At 70.6% G+C, this 18,210-nt stretch carries 17 protein-coding genes; 11 read left to right on the top strand and 6 right to left on the bottom strand.

What is annotated here, in order from left to right; translation table 11 throughout:
- The first annotated feature begins 181 nt into the window (after nucleotides 1–181).
- From ACIA8R_RS17650 to ACIA8R_RS17675, 6 genes are read left to right on the top strand one after another with little or no spacing between them, the layout of a single operon-like run.
- On the top strand, nucleotides 182–664 hold the full coding sequence (locus ACIA8R_RS17650; RefSeq protein WP_397039178.1) for an NADH-quinone oxidoreductase subunit B family protein: 483 nt from the start codon (nucleotides 182–184) through the stop codon (nucleotides 662–664).
- The gene (locus ACIA8R_RS17655; RefSeq protein WP_397039180.1) at nucleotides 661–2,712 is read left to right on the top strand and encodes a proton-conducting transporter membrane subunit; all 2,052 of its coding nucleotides are present in this window, start codon (nucleotides 661–663) and stop codon (nucleotides 2,710–2,712) included. Before ACIA8R_RS17650 ends, ACIA8R_RS17655 begins: the two co-directional genes overlap by 4 nt.
- The gene (locus tag ACIA8R_RS17660) at nucleotides 2,709–3,653 is read left to right on the top strand and encodes an NADH-quinone oxidoreductase subunit H (protein WP_364092498.1); all 945 of its coding nucleotides are present in this window, start codon (nucleotides 2,709–2,711) and stop codon (nucleotides 3,651–3,653) included. Before ACIA8R_RS17655 ends, ACIA8R_RS17660 begins: the two co-directional genes overlap by 4 nt.
- Before the next feature lie 15 nt (nucleotides 3,654–3,668).
- The gene (locus ACIA8R_RS17665; RefSeq protein WP_364092496.1) at nucleotides 3,669–4,328 is read left to right on the top strand and encodes a hypothetical protein; all 660 of its coding nucleotides are present in this window, start codon (nucleotides 3,669–3,671) and stop codon (nucleotides 4,326–4,328) included.
- Nucleotides 4,328–5,776: a proton-conducting transporter membrane subunit gene (locus ACIA8R_RS17670; RefSeq protein ID WP_397039181.1), complete on the top strand. Its 1,449-nt coding sequence runs from the start codon at nucleotides 4,328–4,330 to the stop codon at nucleotides 5,774–5,776. The genes ACIA8R_RS17665 and ACIA8R_RS17670 overlap by 1 nt, the downstream gene beginning before the upstream one ends.
- The gene (locus ACIA8R_RS17675) at nucleotides 5,773–7,242 is read left to right on the top strand and encodes an NADH-quinone oxidoreductase subunit C (RefSeq protein ID WP_364092493.1); all 1,470 of its coding nucleotides are present in this window, start codon (nucleotides 5,773–5,775) and stop codon (nucleotides 7,240–7,242) included. Before ACIA8R_RS17670 ends, ACIA8R_RS17675 begins: the two co-directional genes overlap by 4 nt.
- Nucleotides 7,243–7,244: 2 nt before the next feature.
- Here the strand turns inward: ACIA8R_RS17675 and ACIA8R_RS17680 are convergent, their stop codons facing one another.
- The 3 genes from ACIA8R_RS17680 to ACIA8R_RS17690 form a co-directional block, all read right to left on the bottom strand.
- Nucleotides 7,245–7,508, bottom strand: coding sequence for a pyridoxamine 5'-phosphate oxidase family protein (locus tag ACIA8R_RS17680; RefSeq protein ID WP_397039248.1), 264 nt, complete (start codon nucleotides 7,506–7,508; stop codon nucleotides 7,245–7,247).
- Nucleotides 7,502–7,660, bottom strand: coding sequence for a hypothetical protein (locus ACIA8R_RS17685; RefSeq protein ID WP_364092767.1), 159 nt, complete (start codon nucleotides 7,658–7,660; stop codon nucleotides 7,502–7,504). The genes ACIA8R_RS17680 and ACIA8R_RS17685 overlap by 7 nt, the downstream gene beginning before the upstream one ends.
- 171 nt (nucleotides 7,661–7,831) lie before the next feature.
- Entirely contained in the window at nucleotides 7,832–8,737 is a 906-nt protein-coding gene (locus ACIA8R_RS17690) for an NmrA family NAD(P)-binding protein (protein WP_397039183.1), read from the bottom strand.
- 841 nt (nucleotides 8,738–9,578) lie between these two features.
- Between ACIA8R_RS17690 and ACIA8R_RS17695 the strand changes: the two genes are divergently transcribed.
- Nucleotides 9,579–10,058: a DUF4365 domain-containing protein gene (locus tag ACIA8R_RS17695; RefSeq protein ID WP_397039185.1), complete on the top strand. Its 480-nt coding sequence runs from the start codon at nucleotides 9,579–9,581 to the stop codon at nucleotides 10,056–10,058.
- The gene (locus ACIA8R_RS17700) at nucleotides 10,055–11,221 is read left to right on the top strand and encodes a hypothetical protein (protein ID WP_397039186.1); all 1,167 of its coding nucleotides are present in this window, start codon (nucleotides 10,055–10,057) and stop codon (nucleotides 11,219–11,221) included. Before ACIA8R_RS17695 ends, ACIA8R_RS17700 begins: the two co-directional genes overlap by 4 nt.
- Nucleotides 11,222–11,246: 25 nt before the next feature.
- On the opposite strand, the gene ACIA8R_RS17705 is transcribed toward ACIA8R_RS17700, so the two are convergent.
- Together ACIA8R_RS17705 and ACIA8R_RS17710 are read right to left on the bottom strand one after the other, a co-directional pair.
- A complete protein-coding gene (locus ACIA8R_RS17705; RefSeq protein WP_397039250.1) occupies nucleotides 11,247–11,705 on the bottom strand; it encodes a CoA-binding protein in 459 nt (152 codons plus the stop codon).
- Between the two features lie 71 nt (nucleotides 11,706–11,776).
- Nucleotides 11,777–12,655, bottom strand: a complete 879-nt coding sequence (locus ACIA8R_RS17710) for a LysR family transcriptional regulator (RefSeq protein WP_364092485.1) — start codon at nucleotides 12,653–12,655, stop codon at nucleotides 11,777–11,779.
- 141 nt (nucleotides 12,656–12,796) lie between these two features.
- Between ACIA8R_RS17710 and ACIA8R_RS17715 the strand changes: the two genes are divergently transcribed.
- The 3 genes from ACIA8R_RS17715 to ACIA8R_RS17725 are packed head-to-tail and all read left to right on the top strand — an operon-like array spanning nucleotide 12,797 to nucleotide 16,406.
- Entirely contained in the window at nucleotides 12,797–13,411 is a 615-nt protein-coding gene (locus ACIA8R_RS17715) for a disulfide bond formation protein DsbA (protein ID WP_364092483.1), read from the top strand.
- A gap of 47 nt (nucleotides 13,412–13,458) precedes the next feature.
- Complete coding sequence (locus ACIA8R_RS17720) at nucleotides 13,459–14,643, top strand: MFS transporter (RefSeq protein ID WP_397039188.1); 1,185 nt, start codon at nucleotides 13,459–13,461, stop codon at nucleotides 14,641–14,643.
- 11 nt (nucleotides 14,644–14,654) lie between these two features.
- Complete coding sequence (locus ACIA8R_RS17725; protein WP_364092479.1) at nucleotides 14,655–16,406, top strand: FAD-binding protein; 1,752 nt, start codon at nucleotides 14,655–14,657, stop codon at nucleotides 16,404–16,406.
- Nucleotides 16,407–17,342: 936 nt separating this feature from the next.
- On the opposite strand, the gene ACIA8R_RS17730 is transcribed toward ACIA8R_RS17725, so the two are convergent.
- Nucleotides 17,343–18,146, bottom strand: a complete 804-nt coding sequence (locus ACIA8R_RS17730) for a lantibiotic dehydratase (RefSeq protein WP_397039190.1) — start codon at nucleotides 18,144–18,146, stop codon at nucleotides 17,343–17,345.
- Between the last annotated feature and the right edge of the window lie 64 nt (nucleotides 18,147–18,210).

The following is an 18,210-nucleotide window of genomic DNA, read 5'->3' on the forward strand; positions in this document are numbered from 1 at the left end:
CCGCCGCGCTTGAGGAATAGCCTGGCGCCGGGATCCGCCGGTCGGGCCGTAGGGGGCGATCGCGCAGGCGCGTGATCCATGCGTGGCCCGGCAGGTGTTCTCCCGACAGGGCGGCTGCCTGCCGCGGCACGGCAGCCCCGGCCCGGGTGATCGTGGCCGGCGAGCGTTGCAGGGGGCAACGATGGGGTTGTGGGGGAAGATCGCGAAGACGGGCCGGGTGGCCGAGCCCGCACCCGCCCGCCAGGAGGGTGACCCGCCCGCGAAGGCGGCGGAACTCGCCGGATCGGTGCAGATCAGACATGTGGACGCGGGGTCGTGCAACGGCTGCGAGGTAGAGATCGCCTCGGCGTTCGGCCCGGTGTACGACGCCGAACGGTACGGCGCGCGGCTGGTGGCCTCGCCGCGGCACGCCGATGCGCTGCTGGTGACCGGGCCGGTGACCCGCAACATGGAGGTGGCGCTGCGCCGCACCCATGACGCGGTCCCCGAGCCCCGCCTGGTGATCGCGCTGGGCGACTGCGCGCGCGACTGCGGGGTGTTCGCCGGAGCCTACGGGGTGGCCGGGGCGGTGGCCGACGTGCTGCCGGTGGACGTGGAGGTGCCGGGGTGCCCGCCGGAGCCCGCGGCGATCGTGGCGGCGTTGCGCGGGCTGACGGGCCGATGAACCCGGTCGGCACACTGTACGTGGCGGCGCTGTCCGGCTGCGCGCTGGCCGCGGTGACCGCCCTGCTGACCCCGCCCCGGGCGCGGCGGCACCTGGCGGGCTGGTGCACGGCGGCCGCGGGCGCCGCCGCCGCGGCAGCGGGCACGACGGCGATCACAACCGCGATCACAGAGGCAGGCACGACGGCGGTGGGCGGCGCCGGTCGGAGCTGGTCGGCCTGGCTGCCGGACCTGCTGCCGCTGGCCGGGGTACGGCTGGCGGTCGATCCCCTGAGCGGGGTGTTCATCGCGGTCACCGGGTTCGTGGCGGTGTGCGCGGCGATCTACGGGATCGCCTACTGCGCCCACGGCCTGGACGGACGCGTGTTCCAGTCGGTGCTGCCGCTGTTCGTGGCGGCCATGCTGCTGGTGCCCGCCGCGGCAAGTGTGAGCACGTTCCTGCTGGCCTGGGAGCTGACGGCGGTGTCGTCGCTGCCGCTGGTGCTGGCCGAGCACCGGCGGGGGGAGGCCGTGGGCCGGGCCGGGCTCTGGTACGCGGTCATGACCCATTTCGGCCTGGTGACGATCCTCGTCGGCCTGGTCGCGTTCGCCGCCGGGGCCGGCGGGGAGAGCTTCGAGCAGTTGCGCGAGGCCACGCTGTCGCCGGCCGCCAGGACGGTCGTGTTCCTGGCGACGCTGGCCGGGTTCGCCTCCAAGGCGGGCATCGTGCCGCTGCACGTGTGGCTGCCGCGGGCGCACCCGGAGGCGCCGAGTCACGTCTCGGCCCTGATGAGCGCGGCCATGGTGAACATGGGCGCGTACGGCGTCGTCCGGGTCGGGCTGGATCTGCTGCACGGCGGCCCCGCCTGGTGGTGGCTGCTGGTGCTGGGAGCGGGCGCGGCGTCGGCGCTGTTCGGGATCCTTCAGGCAGCGGTCGCCTCCGACCTGAAGCGGCTGCTGGGCTACTCCACGACGGAGAACCTGGGCCTGGTGCTGGTCGGGGTGGGCGCGGCGGGCTTCTTCGCGGCCTGCGACGCTCCCGTGCCGGCGGCGCTGGCGCTGGCCGCGGCCCTGCTCCACGTGGTCAACCACGCCGCGTTCAAGACGGTGTTGTTCCTGTCGGCGGGCTCGGTGCTGCACGCGACCGGCACCCGCGATCTGGACGCGCTCGGCGGGCTGCGCGCGCGGCTGCCGTACACCACCGTCGTGTTCGCGCTCGGCGCGTTGTGCGCTTCGGCGCTGCCGCCCGGCAACGCCTTCGTCAGCGAGTGGCTGCTGCTGCAGAGCCTCATCCACGCGCAGCCCGCCGCCGGGGTGGCGGGCGCGGTGACGATGCCGCTGGCCGTGGGGGCGATCGCGCTGTCGGCGGGTCTCGCCATCGCCACCTTCGTCAAGGCGTTCGGCGTGGGCTTCCTGGGCCGGCCGCGCAGCGCGGAGGCCGAACGTGCCGGAGAGAGCCCGCCGGCCATGCTGACCGCGACGACGCTCGCGGCGGCGTGCTGCGTGGCCCTGGCGCTGGCTCCCACGCTGGTCCTGCCCGCGCTCGTCCGGGCGGTCGGAGTGGCGTTCCCGGGACGGGACGTGGCCGGCGGGCAGGTGACGCTGCGGCTGACCGGGGTCGCGGGGATGATCTCGCCACTGCTGATCGCCGTCGCCCTGGTGGCCGCCGTCGTGGCCGTCCTCTGCCTGGTACGGGTGGGCGCGACGCGGCGGGCACGGCGCGCCGCCCGGCTCTGGGACTGCGGCGCCGGGCCCATGTCGGCGCGGATGGAGTACACCGCCACGTCGTTCGCCGAGCCGCTGCAGCGGGTCTTCGGCGACGTCCTGGAGCCGGAGAGCGGCGTGGACGTCACCCCGATGAAGGAGTCGGCCTACCTGGTGGAACGCGTGAGCTTCCACGCGCGGATCCCTGACCGGATCGAACACCGGCTGTACGAGCCGTTGATCTCCGCCGTGACGGCCGCCGGGCGTGGCGCCCGTGGCCTGGCCACCGGCAGCGTCCACCGCTATCTCGGCTACGGGTTCTGGGCGCTGACCGCGGCGCTGATCGTTCTGGTGGTGCTGCGATGACGGGCGTGATCGGAGCGGCGCTCCAGGTGATCCTGGTCGCGGTCGGCTCGCCGCTGCTGGTGGGGGTGATGCGGCAGGTCCACGCCCGGCTGGAGGGACGCGCCGGCGCCGGGATCGCCCAGCCGTGGCGGGACCTGCGCAAGCTGATGCGCAAGGAGGCCATCGCGCCACGCGGCACCGGCTGGGTGTTCCGCGCGGCGCCGCCGCTGCTGGCCGGCACGGCGCTGGTCGTGGCCGCGGTGGTGCCGCTGGTGACCACGGACTCGCCGCTGGACGGCGTCGCGGACCTGTTCGCGGTGCCCGCGCTGCTGGCGCTGGGGTCGGTGGCGCTGGCCCTGGGCGCCCTGGACACCGGGACGGCGTTCGGCGGGATGGGCGCCAGCCGGGAGATGACCGTGCTGGCGCTGGTGGAGCCGACGATCCTGGTCTCGACCTTCGCCCTGTCGATCGGCGTCCGCTCCACGAGCCTGGGGGCGATCGTGACGGCGGCGGCCGGGCATCCGCTGTCGGTGCTCTCCCCGGTGAGCGTGCTCGCCTCGGTCGCGCTGGCGATCGTCACGCTCGCCGAGACCGGCCGGATCCCCGTGGACAATCCCTCCACGCACCTGGAGCTGACGATGATCCACGAGGCGACGGTGCTGGAGTACGCCGGGCCCGACCTGGCGCTGATCGAGTGGGCGTCGGCGATGCGGCTGTCGGTGCTGCTGGGACTGCTGGCCGGCCTGTTCGTCCCCCTGGGGATCGCGGGCGCGGGGGCCGGGGTGCTCGCGCTGCCGCTGGCGATGGTCGCGCTCGTTGTCAAGGTGGGGCTGCTGGGAGTGCTGCTCGCCGCCGGCGAGGTGTTCATGGCCAAGCTCCGGCTGTTCCGCGTTCCGGAACTGCTGGCCGGTTCGTTCCTGCTGGCGCTGCTGGCCGTCACCGCTTCCTTCTTCCTGACCTGAGACATGGACGTGAACATGACCGATGCGACGTACGTCCAGCTCCTGGACCTGGCCTGCGGGGCGTTCCTGCTCACGGGCGTGCTGGTGCTGTGGCGGCACGAGCTGTCGCCGATCGTGCGCCTGTTCGCCCTGCAAGGCGTGGCGCTGACCGTGCTGATCGTCGTCCTCGGCGTCCGGCAGGGGAGCCTCGAACTGGTCCTGATCGGTCTCGGGGTGGGTGCGTTGCGCGCCGCGCTGCTGCCGTACCTGATGCGCCGCGCACTGGTGGCGAGCGGCGCGGGCCGCGAGACACAGCCGCTGGTCAACGTGGCGACCTCACTGCTGGTGGCGGCGGTGCTGGCGATGCTGGCCTACGCGGCCTCCCAGCCGCTGGTACGGCTGTCGCCCACCCCCGCCGCGCACGCGGTGCCGATCGCGCTGACCGTGCTGCTGATCGGGTTCTTCGTGCTGGTGACCCGGCGGCGGGCGCTGTCACAGCTGGTGGGCTTCCTGCTGATGGACAACGCCATCACCGCCGCCGCCTTCCTGACCACCAGCGGCGTCCCGCTCGTCGTCGAGCTCGGGATCTCGCTGGACGTCCTGCTGGCCGTGCTGGTGCTGCAGGTGCTGACCACCCGGATGCAGGCCGCCTTCGGCGGCACCGATCTGGACGAGCTACGGGAGTTGCACGACTGATGGACAGCCTGCTGGTGATCGCCCCGGTCGCGGTGCCCGCGGCCGCCGCGCTCGCGTACGCCCTGATCGGCTGGAACCGGGTAACCGCCTGGCTGGGCGCGTCGGCCGCGGCCGGGCTGCTGGCCGTCGCCGTCGCGCTGGCCGCGGCGGGGAGGCGGGAGGCGCTGGCGGGGCTGCTGCACAGCGACGCGCTGAGCGCCTTCATGCTGATCGTCATCGGCACGGTCGCGCTGCTGGCCATGCTGGCCGGCCCCGCCTACCTGGCGGCCGAGCTCGCCTCCGGGCAGACCGGCCCGCGCGAGATGCGCCGCTACGGCGTGCTGACCCAGTCGTTCGTCGCCGCGATGGCGCTGGCCGTCCTGGCCTCCAGCCTGGGCCTGCTCTGGGTGGCCATCGAGGCGACCACCATCCTGACCGCCTTCCTGGTCGGGCACCGGCGCACCCGTCAGGCCACCGAGGCCGCGTGGAAGTACATGGTCATCTGCTCGGTCGGCATCGCGCTGGCGCTGCTGGGCCTGGTCCTGACCCACGACGCCGGCGACCACGCCGGAGTGGCCTCCCTGGACTGGACGGCGCTGTCCGAACACGCGGGCCGGCTCGACCCCGGCGTGATGCGCATCGCGGTCATGCTGCTGGTGCTCGGCTTCGGCACCAAGGCCGGGCTGGCGCCCATGAACGCCTGGCTGCCCGACGCCTACAGCCAGGCCCCGGCCCCGGTGTGCGCGCTGATGTCCGGGGGGCTGCTGTCGGTGGCCTTCTACGCCGTCCTGCGCGTCAAGGTCATCGCCGACGTGGCGCTCGGCACCGGCTTCACCCGTACGCTGCTGGTCATCGTGGCGCTGGCCTCCCTGGCCGGGGCCGCGCTGCTGCTCATCGGCCAGCGCGACTACAAGCGGCTGCTGGCCTACTCCAGCATCGAGCACATGGGGCTGATCGCCCTCGGCGCCGCGATCGGCAACACCCTCGCCCTGGTCGCCGTCCTGCTGCACATCCTCGGGCACGGCCTGGGCAAGTCGGTGGTGTTCCTGTCCGCGGGACAGCTCCACCAGGCGCTCGGCAGCACCCGGATCCGTGCCGTACGCGGCCTCATCTCCAGGGCGCCGATGCCGGCCGGGGCGTTCTCCCTGGGGCTGCTGGCCCTGCTCGGCCTCCCGCCGTTCAGCCTGTTCGCCAGCGAGCTGGGCATTGCGCGGGCGGGCTTCGCCGCCGGCCTGGGCTGGCCCGTCGCGGCGGCCCTGGCGCTGATGCTCGTCATCGTCGCGGCCGTCGGACGCCAGGTCCGGCCGATGCTCGTGGGCGGCGGACCCGGCGAAGCCGTCGCGCTGCCGCCCACCCTGGCCGTCCCGCTGGTGGCGGGCCTGGCCGCCTGCGCCGTCCTGGGCATCACGCTCGGGCCGCTGCGCCCCCTGCTGCAAGCCGCCGCCACGATCGCCGGAGCAACACCATGAGCACACGAACCATCGCCGAGGTCGGCACCGCCGAACTGCCCGGCCATGCCGCCCGCCTGCTGGCCGGAGGTCACCGGCTGGCGCTGGTCTCCGCGCGCCAGGAGGCGGACGGGTTCGGGGTGGCGTACCTGTTCGTCGCCGGCGACCCCGATCGCCGTACCGAGCTGCGGCTGCGGCTCCCCTCCGAGCAGCCGGCCGTGCCGAGCCTGGCCCACCTGTCCTTCCCCGCGGGCCGGTTCGAACGCGAGATCCGCGACCTCTACGGCATCACCCCGCTCGACCACCCGCTTCCCCGCCGCCTGGTGCGTCACCACCACTGGCCGCGCGGCTGGTACCCGATGCGCGACGACGCCGGGCCGCCGCCCGCCTTCGGCGACTCCGAGGGGCCGTACCCGTTCGTCACCGTCGAGGGCCAGGGCGTGTACGAGATCCCCGTCGGCCCCGTCCACGCCGGTCTCATCGAACCGGGGCACTTCCGCTTCTCCGTGGTCGGCGAGACGATCATCAAGCTCAAGGCCAGACTCTGGTTCGTCCACAAGGGCATCGAAAAGCTCTTCGAGGGCCGCCACCCCGCCGACGGGCTGCAACTGGCCGAACGTGTCAGCGGCGACACCTCCGTCGGCCACGCGCTCGCCTACTGCCTGGCCGTGGAAGAGGCCACCGGAGCTCCGGCCGACGCGCGGGCGCAGCAGGCCCGAGCCGTGCTGCTGGAGCTGGAACGCCTCTACAACCACGTCACCGACCTGGGCGCGCTCTGCAACGACGTGGCCTTCCCCATCCTGCACGCCCACGCCGGTCGCATCCGCGAACAACTCCTGCGCCTCAACGCCGAGGTCACCGGGCACCGGCTGCTGCGCGGCGCCGTCCGCCTCGGCGGCGCCCGCCTGCGGGGCTTCCCCGACCCCGACGTGCTGCACGCCATCGGCGCCGACGTGGCCGAACTCACCGAGCTCGCCCTCGGCAACAGCGTCGTCGCCGACCGCTTCACCGGCACCGCCATCCTGTCGGCCGAGGCCGCCCGCGACCTCGGCACGCTGGGCTACGTGGCCCGCGCCAGCGGCCTGGACCTCGACGCCCGCCGTCGGCACCCCTTCACCGACCTCGGCGACTTCACCCCCGCCCACCGGACCGGCGGGGACGTGATGGCCCGCTTCCAGATCCGGGCCGAGGAGATCGCCACGTCCATCGCCCTGATCACGCATCTGGTCGAGACGCCCGCGGCCCCGGATGCGTCACCGTCCCTCGAAGGGTGCTCCTCGGGCGTGGGGCTCGTCGAAGGCTGGCGTGGCACGATCGCCCACCGCGTCGAGCTCGCGCCCGATCAGACGATCAGCCGCCTGAAGATCGTGGACCCGTCCTTCTTCAACTGGCCCGCGCTCCCGGTGGCGCTCGACAGCGCGATCGTCCCCGACTTCCCTCTGGTCAACAAGAGCTTCAACCTGTCGTACGCCGGCAACGACCTCTGACGTCAGTCGGCGCCCGCCGCGAACCCGGTGACCAGCTCCGGCCGCAGCCGTGCCACCACTTCGATCCGCTCGCCGGGCCACGCCTGGAGCCTGGCCAGGGCCTGCTCCAGCTCCTGCGGGTCCGCCACCAGCCCGGCCCGCCCGGTCAGCACGACGCTCCACCCCGTCCGGGCGGCGGCGTCCAGCTCGTCGGCCTCGTACACGACGACGGAGACCCGCTGCAGCAGCGCGGCGATCTCCGCCTCGTACGGCAGCCCGATCAGCAGGCCGTCACCGGGTCGGTGTGCAGCGTGTCCACGAGCGTGACCAGGTCGCGGACCAGGTCGGAGCCTAGGAAGTTGAGTGGGCCGGCATCGAGGGTGGCGGAAAGTACGCCATCCTCCAGCCGGGTCCGGATCGTGGCGAAGGAGAAGGCCATGACGTCTCCTGTGAGCAATGGGATCCGAGGCGGCCGTCCCGGCAAGTTGTGCCGGGACGAGTCCACGGTGTCTCGCGCCCGTGGCGACCCCTGGTCCTGACCTGGCCGGCCACTGGGCGACGAGGCGAGCGAGGTCAGGACGTCGCGCGAGGTGACGACCTTGCGGGCGGTTCAGCCCAGGTAGAAGTCCCGGCGAGCAGCCACGAACGCCTCGATCGTCCCGGCCGGCGCGCCGGTCACCCGTTCGACGTCGTCGGAGGCGCGGTCGTAACGGTTCTCACGGTGCAGCCGCGCCATGGTGGCGATGTGCTCCTCGGTGTGCGGCGGCAGGCCCGCCTTGGCAAGCACCTCGGCCCGCCATCGGTCCAGGGGGACGTCCAGGTAGGACACGGTACGCCCCAAGGCCCGCGAGAACTCCTCCGCCATCTCCGTCATGTCGACCGTGCGCGGCCCGGTCAGCTCGTAGACATGCCCCACGTGCGGAACGGGGTCGCGCAGCACGGTGGCGACCACCCGGGCGACGTCGTCCACGGCGATCGGCGACGTGCGCCCGGTGCCGAAAGGCAGCTCGATCGTGCCGTTCTCCCGGATCGACCGTGCCGCCAGTGTGGTGAACAGCGGATTGTCCAGGAACGACGTCGGCCGGAGGTGTACCACCGGCAGGCCGGACCAGTCGAACATCTGCTCCGCCAGCCAGTGCAGTCGCTGCTGATGCGACTCGGCAGTGCTGGTGGCGGTCATCTGGGACACCGTCATCTGCGACATGTCGACCAGGCCCACCAGTTCCCCTTGCGCCTTCGCGACCGTGGCCACCACGGTCGCCGCCAGCAGGTGGTCCGGCGACACGGGCATCGCGAAGTACATGCGCCCGGCTCCTTCCAGCGCGGCGGCGACGGTCTCCGGCCGGGTCAGATCGCCCACGACCACCTCCGCGCCCCGCGCACGCAGGTCCGCGGCGCGATCACCGTCCCGGTGAACCATGACGCGCACCGGCACGTCCTGCGCGCGCAATTGATCCAGGACCGTGCGGCCGACGTCGCCGGCCCCGGCGATGAGAACAAGGTTGCTGACGGCCATCGGTCGATCTCTTCCTGGTGGTTGACCATGTGTGCGAAGGTGCGATCGCACGGGCATGTCGGTGTGAATCGCGCAGCGTGATCCCACGGCAGGTGTACCCCGCTTGAGCCGGATGAGCCAGGAGGGAGAGAGGTGGCGCGCTCTCGCAGCGGCCGACATCTGCCCGGCCGACGGTCGGTCGCCTGACTTGCCCCCACGTCGAACATCTTTTCAAGATCACCTCTGGCGGGCTCGCCCCGGCCGCACCACCCCGAGCTCCGTCAAGAGCCGTGATCAGCATCTGTCCAGTCTCGGCTGCTACGTTCGCCCGGGTGTGGAGACTTCCGCCCGCATCGTCGCCGAACACGACCCATGGCACGCGGCCGCCGTCCCGTCGACCACCCGCACGTTTCTCAACTGGCGCGTGGCGGCTCCTGGGCCAAGATCCCGGCAGCGTTGCCGGGCGCGGGCGGATGCCGCTGGGAAGATCGGCTGCGCGCTAGGAAGGGATGTCGCGACCGGCTGTGCCCATCGGCACGCCGCGAGGGCTTGCTGGGACGGTCTCCTGTGTGGTGTCCAGGCGGCACGGAGGCCGCTCGGCGTCCTCGTCTGAAGCCATTGTGCCATCGAACTGCTGTCCGCTTGCTCCCTGTCAATGTCCGGAAGGGACAAGAAGGGCGCCCGTGTGCCATTACGTTTTATGGGGCTTCACTCAATCTGCTCGTAGAGGTTTGCCCGGAAGCGGCCCTGAAGCGTATTTAGGACATCCAGATGGGATGCTTAACGATCGCTGATATGTGAGTAAGATCACGATCTCGTTGCATAGAATGACATTCTGGTTAGTCGACGGTAGCGTTCCGATGTGGGCAACTTGGACATTTCCGCTTGCAAGGAATGGTTCAGCGTCGCTTATGTGGAAGCGCTGGCGTACGCCGCGGGGTACGCTGTGACCATTGTCCATGTAGACCATTTCGGGGTTGATCTGGAGCTTCGCGATCGGGCTTTACGGGTGGATGTGCAGATGAAATGCACTAATGAGCCGGAGACGAAGTCTGACCATATCGCCTACTCCCTCGACACGCGTACTTACAACCTGCTCAGCGATCCAGGGAGGAATGTCCCGGCTTATCTGTTCGTCGTGGAGGTGCCGTCGAGCAAGGCGGACTGGGTGAGCTGCGGCACCGATGGAGTGCATCTGCGGCGCTGCGGCTACTACACCAGCATGTCCACGCTGAAACCAACCCACAACAAGGCGGCCAAGTCCGTCAAGGTGGCGAGGGCGAACCGGTTGACGGTCGCGTCGCTGGACCAGCTCATGCGCAAGGCAAGGGGCGGGCTGTGACCAACATCGACGCGCTTGCTTCCGAAGTCACTCCGGCAGGTCTACGGGCCTACCTGAAAGCCAACTCCTGGCATTTCGAGGGCAAGCCGCTCCCGCGTATGGAGTTATGGGCCAGAGATTCATGGGAAGTTCTGATCCCGCTGAACCGCCAGGCCTCGGACTATCCACGGAGAATCAGGAACTTCATCGAAGACATCGCAGGCGAACGTGGCTCCAGGACCGAGGAGATCGCGACCGAACTCCGCTACATCGAAGATGACGTCATCGACCTGGAGTTCGATGACGATCGCTCCCGAATCCCGCTCTCCGAGGCGGCGAAGCTCATGGAAGGCGCCAGATCGTTCGCCGTCGCCAACGCCTGCTCGGCCATGCACCGCCGTTCCTACCACGGCCGCTCGCAACCACGCCGCGCCCGTGAATACGCCGATTTCGTCGGTATGGGACACACGCGGGAAGGCAGCTTCATCATCCCCATCGTCAGCCCGATCGGTGTCATGAAGCCCGTGATCATCGAGGGCGACCAGGAACCGTTGATCGACGTCCAATCGGAGATCAACTACTTCCCGAGGCGCGTCACCGGCATCATGGCCGACGTCCTGCGTGAGATACACGAGCTGGCCGTCGTCAGAGAACGGATACCGCCGAAGGAAGATCTGAACCGTGCAGTCGTCGCCGGATTGTCGGCCGACGCGTGCGCCGCCCTGGCGGCGATGGTCTCCGCACCGAATGGCAGTGACCTGGACATCACCTTCCAATGGGCCCTGACGGCGGCCCCGCCGCGGGCGGGCGGTGACACCGTCGAGTTCCCGACGGAAGCAGCAGGAGCCATCAGAGAGATCGGCCACCTTCTTCGTGACCATGTCAGAGTGGAGGACACCGTCATCTACGGGTTCGTCAGCTCCCTCGATCGGGATCCGGACGACGAAGAAGGCGTCGTCAAGGTGAAGGCCCTGGTCGGCAACCGGGTACGGCCCGTCAAGATAGTCTTGAGAGGGGACGCCTACCACACCGCGGTGGAAGCGCACGACCTCAAGCTCCGTGTCATCGTCACCGGGCCCATGATGAAGACCGGCGCAGGGACGCTTTCCATGCCTCGAGTGCATCTCTTCAGAGTCGACGACTACCTTCCCTTGGAGACGAGCGCGCAGAGCCGATCGGCGTAGGAGAAGAGCCGCCGTTCCACCCCGTTCAGATGACGCGGCTGATCGTTCCCACCCCCTCGGATTCGGGGTTGCGCCATCCCGTCGTCAATGTGACATTCCTGAAGGTTCGGCCTGGTTGTCGCCGGGGCTCGCGCGGTGCGGCGGTGTTGATGATGCCCAGGCAGTTCGGGCCGATGAGCCGCATCGCGGAAGAGCGGCAGATGCGCAGCAGCTCCGACTCCGCGCCGGGATGCCCGGCCTTGGCGAACCCCGACGTCAGCACCACCAGCCCGGCGACGCCCGCCTTCGCGCAGTCGCGCGCCACCTCCAGCACCCGCGCGGCGGGCACCGCCACGACCGCGAGGTCCACGCCTTCCGGAACTTCGTCGTGGCAAGGGAGTCCGGCCACTTCGGCGGCGTTAAGGTTGACCGGAAAACCGCCGTCGATGAGGTTGCGCCGCACCTTGGGTCCGACGGCGCGTTCGTTCCGGCTCGCGCCGATCATCGCCACGGGGCGACGCCTTCGGCCACCCGCGCGAGGAGATCGCCGACATCCTCGGCCGCAGCCCTCGATGGTCAGCGGTCCGGCAGGTCCAGCAGGTCGAGGAACGCGCTCGCCGCCGGGGTGCGTCCGACGCCGCTCCAGATGAGGTACTCGACGCGCATGGGTGCGTCAGTGATCTCGATGGTGGCCAGACCGGTCAGATGGGGGACGTAGGCCGAGGGCAGCAGCGCGATCGCCAGCCCCTTCCGCACGAGCCGAGCCATCATGAAGTCCGCGGTGGTGACCTCGAACGCGACCTCACGGCTCAGACCCGCGGCGGCGAACGCCTCGTCCGACTGCGCCCGCGCGGCCGAGTGCGGAGGCAGGTCGATGAAGGTCTCGGTAGAGAGCCGGGCGAGGTCGACGGTCGGTTCGCCCACCAGCGGGTGGTCGGGGGCGACGACGGCGACCAGCCGGTCCCGGGCGAGTTCGCGGGCGTTGACGCCCACCGGTCGCGCGCTGGTGGGCAACCCGAGGAAGGCGACCTCGATCCTGCCCTGTCTGACCTGCTCGGTGAGTTCTTCGCTGCCGCCGACCCGGATGTTCAGCTGGACCTGGGGATATCTGTCGCGGAACCGGCTCAGTGCGTCCGGGATGTCGACGGCGGCCACGGTGGGGATGAGGCCGAGGGCGAGTCTGCCGCGCACCTCGCCGGTCACCGCGGCGACGTCGGCGGCCGCCCGCTCCGCGGCGTTGAGGCTCTCGCGGGCCGCGGCCACGAACGCCTTCCCGGCCGGGGTGATGCGCACGTGGCGGCTGGTGCGCTCGAACAGCCGCGCGCCCAGTTCCCGTTCGAGACTGGCGATCTGGCGGCTCAGCGCCGACTGGACGACCAGGCACTGCTCCGCCGCCCGGGTGAAGCTGTTCGTCTCGGCGACGGCGAGGACGTAACGCATCTGCTGGAGTTCCATGCATCAATGATGGTTCGGCATCACTGAAGTGACAACAATGCGTTGGACTCATTGTCGGCGCGCCGCAAGACTCGAGTCGTGGCAAGGCCACCATCGGGACTTCGGAGGTGAACGGATCGTCATGGCCATGCGCCAGAGAAAGTGACCGCGATCGACGTTTGGGTCGATCCGCGCTGTCCGTGGGCGTGGATCACGTCGCGGTGGCTGCTGGAGGTCGAGCGGGTCCGGCCTGTGCGGACACGGTTCCACATCATGAGCCTCTCGGTGCTCAACGAGAACCGGGAGGTGCCGGAGAAGTACCGGCAGGCGCAGATCGAGGGCTGGGGGCCGGTGCGGGTGTGCGTCGCCGCGGCGCAACAGTACGGGGAAGCGGTACTGCGTCCGCTGTACGAGGCGATGGGAGCGCGGATTCATCTCGAGGGCGCCGGCCTGGGCCGGGACATGATGCTCGCCGCGCTGCGTGCCGTCGCCCTGCCGGACACGCTCGTCGACGCGGCGGAGGACACCCGCTATGACACGGCGTTGCGGGCCGGCCACCACGCGGGGATGGCTCCGGTCGGCGGCGAGGTGGGCACCCCCGTCATTCACGTTCCCGGTCCCGCCGGCGACCGGATCGCCTTCTTCGGTCCCGTCATCACCCCGGCGCCGCGCGGCGAGGCCGCGGGCGCGCTCTGGGACGGGGTCGTCACCGTCGCCGCGACGGACGGGTTCTTCGAGCTGAAGCGCGGCCGCGACCGCGAACCCAGCTTCTCCTGACCTCGCACTCTTCTCCGCTCCTGCGGGGAACGTCCGTAAGGACACGTATGACCACTGTCAGTACTGAATCGCGCTCACAGTTCCGGGCGTGGCTGGGCGTCGCGGCCATCACCGCGAGCCTGTTCGTCTTCGTCACCACCGAGCTGATGCCCGTCGGGCTGCTCACCCCGGTCAGCGCGGGACTGTCCGTCTCCGTCAGCCTCGCGGGCATGATGGTGACGCTGTACGGCATCTCCGCGGGCGTGGGGGTGCCGTTCCTGGTCGCGTGGAGCCGTACGGTGAACCGCCGTGCTCTCCTCGCCATGCTGCTGGTGATCACGGCACTCGGCAACCTCGTCACGGCCGTGTCGCCGAACTTCCCGATCGTCCTGGCCGCCCGCCTCGTCACCGGGTTCGCACACGGCGTGTTCTGGGCGATCGGCGTCGCCATGGCGATGCGGCTCGTCCCCGGTGAGAAGGCCAGCAAGGCCGCCGCGGTCGTGCTCTCCGGCATGTCGATCGCCACCGTCGTGGGCATGCCGCTGGGCACGCTCATCGAGAGCCTCACCGACTGGCGCACCACGTTCCTCATCTGGAGCGGCCTGAGCCTGGCGGTGCTCCTCGCCGTCGTGCTCACGCTTCCGTCGCTGCCGTCCCAGAGCGCCATCCCGGTGCGCGCGGTGTTCGCGCTGCCGATCCGGAACGGGCGGCTGCGGGGCGTGATGATCACCGTCGCGCTGTACGTGCTCGGGCACTTCGGGGCGTACACGTTCATCCGCCCCTTCATGGAGCAGCGTGCCGGGGCGTCGGCGGCGTGGGTGACCGGGCTGCTGATCGTCTTCGGGGTCGGCGGCGCGGTCGGCAACTTCGTCGCCGGGCACACGGTCAACAAGAACATGCGCGCGACGTTCGTCGTCGCCTGCACCGGGCTCGTCACCTCGCTGCTGCTACTCCTGGTGATCGGCGACAGCCCGGCGGGTCTGGCGGTCGCCGTGGTGATATGGGGGTTGTCCTTCGGCGCCGCCAACCTCTGCCAGGTCAACATGATGCTCGCCGCGGCCCCGGACACCTTCGAGGCCGCCATGTCCCTCAACACCATGGGCTACAACATCTCGATCGCGCTCGGCGCGCTCCTGGGCGGACTGTTCGCGGAGGGCTTCGGGACCACGGGCGCGGTCTGGTTCGGCGTCGCGCTGACGGCGACCGCACTACTGACCGCCTTCAGCTCGCACCGCGACGCCGAACACGCCTGAGAGGGGCACACGTGAACACCAGCACGCACAACAGGGCGATCCGCGTGACGGCACTGGACCACATCGTCCTGAACGTCGAGGACGTCGACCGCTCGCTGCGGTTCTACAGCGACATCCTGGGCCTCGAGGCCGAGCGGGTCGACAAGTGGCGCCGCGGCCAGGTCTCCTTCCCCTCGGTCCGTATCGACGCGGCCACGATCATCGACCTCGTCGAACGCCCGCGCGGGGAGTCCAACGTGGACCACATCTGTCTGGTCGTGGCGCCGCTCGACTGGCCGGCGGTCATCGACGCCGGAGTGCTCGACGTGGTCCAGGGCCCGGTTGTCCGCTCGGGCGCCCGCGGCGACGGCCAGTCGATCTACGTCCGCGACCCCGACGGCAACACCGTCGAACTCCGCTGGTACCCACAGGACCTCGACCAGCCCCCGCTCGACGGCGAGTTTGTGCGTGACCCCGCGACCCGCGAGCGGGCCGCGGCCGACTTCGGCCACGTCGTGCACACCGTCCCCGAGGCGGTGCTCCGCCCCGGCTCGGTCGCGGACGTCGCCGCCGTCGTGCGGTGGGCGGCCGGCGCCGGCAGGCAGGTCGCTGCCCAGGGCGCGGGGCACTCGGTGTACGGCCGGTCCCTGGTCGAGCGCGGCGTTGTCATCGAGATGTCCGGACACAACACGATCCACCAGGTCGGCGCGGACCGGATCGTCGTCGACGCGGGTGCGACCTGGGGCGACGTCCTCACGGCCGCGCTCCGCGACGGCCGCACTCCACCGGTCCTCCCCGAGTACCTCGACCTGACGATCGGCGGCACCGTCACCGTCGGCGGCGTCGGCGGCACCAGCTGGCGGCACGGCGTCATGAGCGACTCCGTGCTCGCGCTCGAGGTCGTCACCGGCGACGGACACGTCCGCACCTGCTCACCCGGTGAGCGCCCGGACCTGTTCGACGCCGTGCGCGCCGGACTCGGCCAGGTGGGCGTCATCACGCGGGCGACCCTGCGACTGACGGCGGCGCCCGAGACCGTCCGCAGGTACCAGCTCTTCTACTCCGACCTCGACGCGATGCTCACCGACCAGCGCCTGCTCCTCGACGAGGGCAGATGGGACTACCTCCAGGGCCGCGCCGTCCCCGGCCGTGAAGGCGGCTGGACCTACCTCGTCGACGGGGCGGCGCTGTTCTCCGGCGAGGCGCCCGACGACGACGCCATGCTCGCGGGACTCGCCGACGACCGCGCGAAGGCGACCATCGGCACACACGACTACCGCACCTACACCGACCGGTTCACGCCCCTGGAGAACGCCCTGCGTGACGCCGGGCGCTGGGATTCCCCGCACCCATGGCTGTTCACCTTCATAGGGGCGTCCCGCGCGGGTGCGGTCCTGGCGGAGACGCTCGCCGGGCTCACCGTCGGCGACCTCGGCGACCACGGCGTCGTCTCGGTCCTGCCGCTGCGGACGAGCGCCGTACGCAGCCCGCTGTTCCGGCTCCCCGCGGAGCCGGTGGCGTTCGCGATGAACCTCATGCGATATCCGACACCGGGCCCTGCCGACATGGTCGCCGCCATGGTGGCCGATAACCGCGCCATGTATGAGAGGGTCGTCGCGGCGGGCGGCACGCTCAACCCGGCCAGCGCCCTGCCCATGTCCGCCCGCGACTGGCAGGCCCACTTCGGTCCGGTGTGGGACCGGCTCGCCGCCGCCAAGCGGGCGTATGACCCCGGCCGCGTCCTCACCCCCGGCTACGAGGTTTTCCCGAGGCAGGACGGGTGAGGAGTTCTGTCTAGGAAGCGGCACACCGGGTACTGGCAGAGACCGTTGATTGAGTGATCTGTATTTGCCCGTGCGGAAAGATCCGTGGTCACTTTGTGTGGTCGCCGCCGGCGTAACCTCCAAGGGCTTCCGGCAGCCGCGGCTTGAGGGGTGTAGCAGAGCATCCCGGCAACAACCGGGGCCGGGGCTTGGAGTACGAGTTGGCGCAGGGCGGCTTCCCGGGCGACGTCGCCCTCTCCCCGCACGTGACCCGCGTTTTCCACATCCACCTTGTGCCCTGTGCAGGGCAGCTACCGCGTAGGACATCGGACGTGGCCCATGGCGACGGCTGCCTGGTTCGGGTCGGTCATGGGAAGGCGCTCCTCCAGGTGGGCCGGTTGTGGCCTGCCTGCGGGGACGGCCGCGCGGCGCGTCGGGATTTTGGAGCACGCACCGAGCACGGCGGCCGTTGCCCAACGTAGCGCCGGCGTAGTTTGGGGCATGGGATTCGTCCTGTGAACCCACGAGGCAGTGATCGATTAGAGGACACTGTGCTCGGTCTGTGCTCGCGCGGCCCGTCAGGGTTGGGCGCACCAGGGGCACCCAGAGCGCTCGCAGGCGGTACGAATCATCATCAATTGGCACGGCACGGCATTTAAGAATTTTGCTACTAATCCGACGGTCGCAGGTTCGATTCCTGCGGGGCGCGCCCTGATCATGATCTCGCCTGTAATGCCCTGGCGTCGAATACGGTCCAGAATGCCCGGGCGGCCTGGCCGAAGACTCATGGCAACCACGGTGGAGGGCGCAACGGCGTCAATGCCCAGAAACAGCTGCGGAGAGGCGGGGATGACGGCGGTGTTCAGGCATGTGCTCAGCGTGGGGGAGATGCTCACGGGCCCGGAGGCGGATCGGCGTGTTGTGGTGTGTTGTCCTGGATGGCGTGGGTGCGCGGCGTTACAGCTCGGCTGCCCGCTGCGCGACGGTGGCACGGGCCCCGCATCTGTGCAGGCTGTCGAGTGCCCGGACGTAGGGTTCGGTGAAGGCGGGCTGGTGGGCGGAGGTCGCCGAACAAGGTCTCGTCCTCCAGGAAGGGCCAGGGGTCGGTGAGCTGGCGGGCCGCCCGGTCCGGCAGCTCGGTCCGGCGCCGGTGCACCAACCAAGAAAGCGATGGGAGGTGGGGGCCATTGGTCTGGAATTCGGATGTGCCATACGGCTCGCATTCCCTCGCCGTCTGAGCAGCCGGCTCAGATGGCTGAGCTCGACTGCCTGAGGGCCTGCCTCGGTCAGGTAGAGGCGGCCGTCCCGGAAGCCGACCGCCAGGTCGCCCGGGAACAGCACCCCTTTGCCGAGAGGCCGGAACTCCCCGACTCTGACCAGGCGCGGCAGCGCCTGCGGGGCGCGGGTGAGCAGGTCGGCCGGGACACGGCACGGGTGGAACGACGACTGGGCCAGTTCCGCGCCGGGCTCGACCGTGGGCAGGACGGCATGCGCCATGCCGAAGCGCGGGAACAGGCGCCAAGAACGGCCGTGCTGCGTACCGATCGCGTTGACGCATATGGCTGGGTCCAGGTCAGCTGCATGCACGCCGGCCCCTTCGAACGGCGTGCGACGGGACGCCGTCGATGCAGCGTGCAGTATCACTCCTGGAATCGCGGCAGCCAGGTGCCTCGCCGTGGCCGAGCGGATGGACCGGATGCCGGTCGCCGTACACGATCGAGGTTGGCGCGTTGATCGGTGACAGCGGGGCGAGCAGGGCATGGGCGTCCATCCACGACCGGCGCGCCGCCCTGACCGGGAGTGCGACGGCTGTGCGGAGTCCCGC

This window comes from Nonomuraea sp. NPDC051191, from assembly GCF_044455665.1.
GTDB lineage: Bacteria > Actinomycetota > Actinomycetes > Streptosporangiales > Streptosporangiaceae > Nonomuraea.

Excerpts from the sequence above, each read along its gene's own strand:
- ACIA8R_RS17720 (WP_397039188.1), top strand. The coding sequence starts at position 13,459 with ATGACCACTGTCAGTACTGAATCGCGCTCACAGTTCCGGGCGTGGCTG.
- ACIA8R_RS17705 (WP_397039250.1), bottom strand. The coding sequence starts at position 11,705 with ATGATCGGCGCGAGCCGGAACGAACGCGCCGTCGGACCCAAGGTGCGG.
- ACIA8R_RS17665 (WP_364092496.1), top strand. The coding sequence starts at position 3,669 with ATGACCGATGCGACGTACGTCCAGCTCCTGGACCTGGCCTGCGGGGCG.
- ACIA8R_RS17655 (WP_397039180.1), top strand. The coding sequence starts at position 661 with ATGAACCCGGTCGGCACACTGTACGTGGCGGCGCTGTCCGGCTGCGCG.
- ACIA8R_RS17660 (WP_364092498.1), top strand. The coding sequence starts at position 2,709 with ATGACGGGCGTGATCGGAGCGGCGCTCCAGGTGATCCTGGTCGCGGTC.
- ACIA8R_RS17670 (WP_397039181.1), top strand. The coding sequence starts at position 4,328 with ATGGACAGCCTGCTGGTGATCGCCCCGGTCGCGGTGCCCGCGGCCGCC.
- ACIA8R_RS17675 (WP_364092493.1), top strand. The coding sequence starts at position 5,773 with ATGAGCACACGAACCATCGCCGAGGTCGGCACCGCCGAACTGCCCGGC.
- ACIA8R_RS17685 (WP_364092767.1), bottom strand. The coding sequence starts at position 7,660 with ATGGCCTTCTCCTTCGCCACGATCCGGACCCGGCTGGAGGATGGCGTA.
- ACIA8R_RS17650 (WP_397039178.1), top strand. The coding sequence starts at position 182 with ATGGGGTTGTGGGGGAAGATCGCGAAGACGGGCCGGGTGGCCGAGCCC.
- ACIA8R_RS17710 (WP_364092485.1), bottom strand. The coding sequence starts at position 12,655 with ATGGAACTCCAGCAGATGCGTTACGTCCTCGCCGTCGCCGAGACGAAC.
- ACIA8R_RS17690 (WP_397039183.1), bottom strand. The coding sequence starts at position 8,737 with ATGGCCGTCAGCAACCTTGTTCTCATCGCCGGGGCCGGCGACGTCGGC.
- ACIA8R_RS17730 (WP_397039190.1), bottom strand. The coding sequence starts at position 18,146 with ATGCCCTGCTCGCCCCGCTGTCACCGATCAACGCGCCAACCTCGATCG.